Genomic DNA, 1,985 nt, shown 5'->3' with positions numbered 1-1,985 from the left:
TAATCCGTACTGAACATATTATACATTATTTTCAGTATAGTTGAGCTTATTATTGACTAGAGTCATGCTCTTCTAAAGGCTCTGTCCCGCTGTCGCGAACGGCCATAACTTTCACCCAACCTCTAGCGGATAGAGTAGGCTGCTGAGGCGGCAGGCAACTGCAAGGATAGGGATCCCAGCGGGGCCAAGGTGGTGCCGGGGTAGTAGAAAGCGAGGATTTGTGCCGCGTTAAACCCCTGCCGAGCCAGGGTATAGGAGCCATACTGGCTCAGGCCCACCCCATGGCCAAAGCCGCCACCGATGAAGCGATAGCCTGCCAATCGCTCCCCTTGTTTCAGAGGCTCTATCCGAAACAGGGTGCTGTACAGGCGAGGAAAAGCCAAGCGTACCTGATCCTTGCGCAAAAGAATCGAGCGGATCCCATCTGCCGTCTGCAAGTCCAATTGCATCACCTGCACCCGGCCACTGGCGGAGCGCTCCAGGATCTGCATCCCCGCGATGCTGCTCCAGGTGGGCATCGGGATCCCTAGGTAGTCTTGGCCGGCCCGCAACTGGGTGTTCAGCTCCTCCAAAGATAGGGAGAACTCCCAGCGGAATAGGCGGGATACTCCTGCTTCGTTGAAGCCCTCTCGCTGGGCCAAAAACGCCTGGAAGCTGCTCTCCTGCCGCAAATCCAGGGGCTTACCCGGTTGATGGCGCTCCTCGCCCTGCGGAGCACGATGGGCAATATCCGCTTGCGGGCGTAGGTAGGGGCGCGGATCCCCGTCCCAAACATCTTCAAAGGCCGCCGAGATGCCGCCATTGGTAGAGGAATAGACAGCATCCACCAGCTCGCCATTGTAGGTGAGCACCAGGCCACTGGTTTGGCGAATGGCCTCGTCTGCCCGTGGGTGGGTTCCGGTCAATCCCTTGTAAACCTGGCAGTGGGTATTGGCACAGAGCTGATAATCGTCAACCTGAAAGCGGTGGAGGTTCTTGAGGGCGTAGGTGCGCGCCAAAATCGCCTGGGCGGCCATCGCGGCAAAAGGGGCCCCTGGCCCCACCTCGTGGGGAACTACCCCCCGCAAATAGGTTTCCAGAGGCACGGCATTGACCACAGTGTAGCTGCCGTAGGCATTGGGCTGAAAGGTGATGGATCCGGCATAGTAGTGGTCGTTCACCCGTAGATAGCCGGCATCAGAGGTCACCCTGAGGCGGGTGCGGTGGTAGCGAAAGTGTTCATGGATCCAGCTCAGCTCCGCCCGTTCTCGCCGCTCCTGCACCTCGAGCCGCACATGGGGGATCCCTTCCTTCTGGGCATACTGCTGAATCTGGATCAGTTGTTGCGGGGTGTAGGCGCGGTTGGCCCACACCTGCCATTCTTGCGGCTGGGCGATCTCGGTGCTGATGCCCAGAGACTGCCAATGGTTGGCATTGGCCTCGGCACTCTCAAAGCTTTTGTGGCTGCTGAGGATTAGACGGTATACGGTTTCCGGGGTGGTCAGGGCGCGATTGACAATGCCGATGCTGACCCGAGGCGTTCGCTGGGTCTGGGTGCTGCCGTCTGCTTGGGCAAATTCCAGGGTGAGAAGGGATCCCGTCGGTGCCGCCAGCTCCACTTGATCCGTCTCAGAACGGCCAAAGCGTTGCACAATGCCTATATGCAGGATTGGGTTTTCGGGGGTGGCCGCCGTGGCCAAGGTCTCTTCACCAACGCCGGTCGCGTCGGCGGCATGGAGCGCCAAGGCCGTCAGCAACAGGCCCAAGCCGGAAATGAGGGTGCTCTGTTTGCGCCAGCGGGACGGAGCCCCTAAAAACCGACGGGGTTTGGCAGTGGGAGGCTGACAACTGGCCATGGCCGCTTTATCTTAAAACACACCCTGTCGATTTTACCCCCATCTTTTTTGGCCTACCTGCAGCGGTTGCGTCAGCAGTGGGGAGCATGCCTCTAACCCCCAAAACCCTGAACTTTGCTGAATTTACTGAGCTTTAGGCGGTTTGGCAAA

Annotated in this window: 1 protein-coding gene; it reads right to left on the bottom strand. The window is 58.8% G+C overall.

Features of this window, described 5'->3' with window-relative positions; all coding sequences use genetic code 11:
• Nucleotides 1-122 precede the first annotated feature (122 nt).
• Nucleotides 123-1,835 carry a SpoIID/LytB domain-containing protein gene (locus tag NW837_RS12585; protein ID WP_414331975.1) on the bottom strand — a complete coding sequence of 571 codons (1,713 nt, stop codon included), beginning with the start codon at nt 1,833-1,835 and terminating at the stop codon, nt 123-125.
• Between the last annotated feature and the right edge of the window lie 150 nt (nt 1,836-1,985).

Source organism: Synechococcus sp. R6-10, from assembly GCF_047461815.1.
Lineage (GTDB): Bacteria > Cyanobacteriota > Cyanobacteriia > Thermostichales > Thermostichaceae > Thermostichus.
This window is presented reverse-complemented; position numbering and strand designations above follow the sequence as displayed.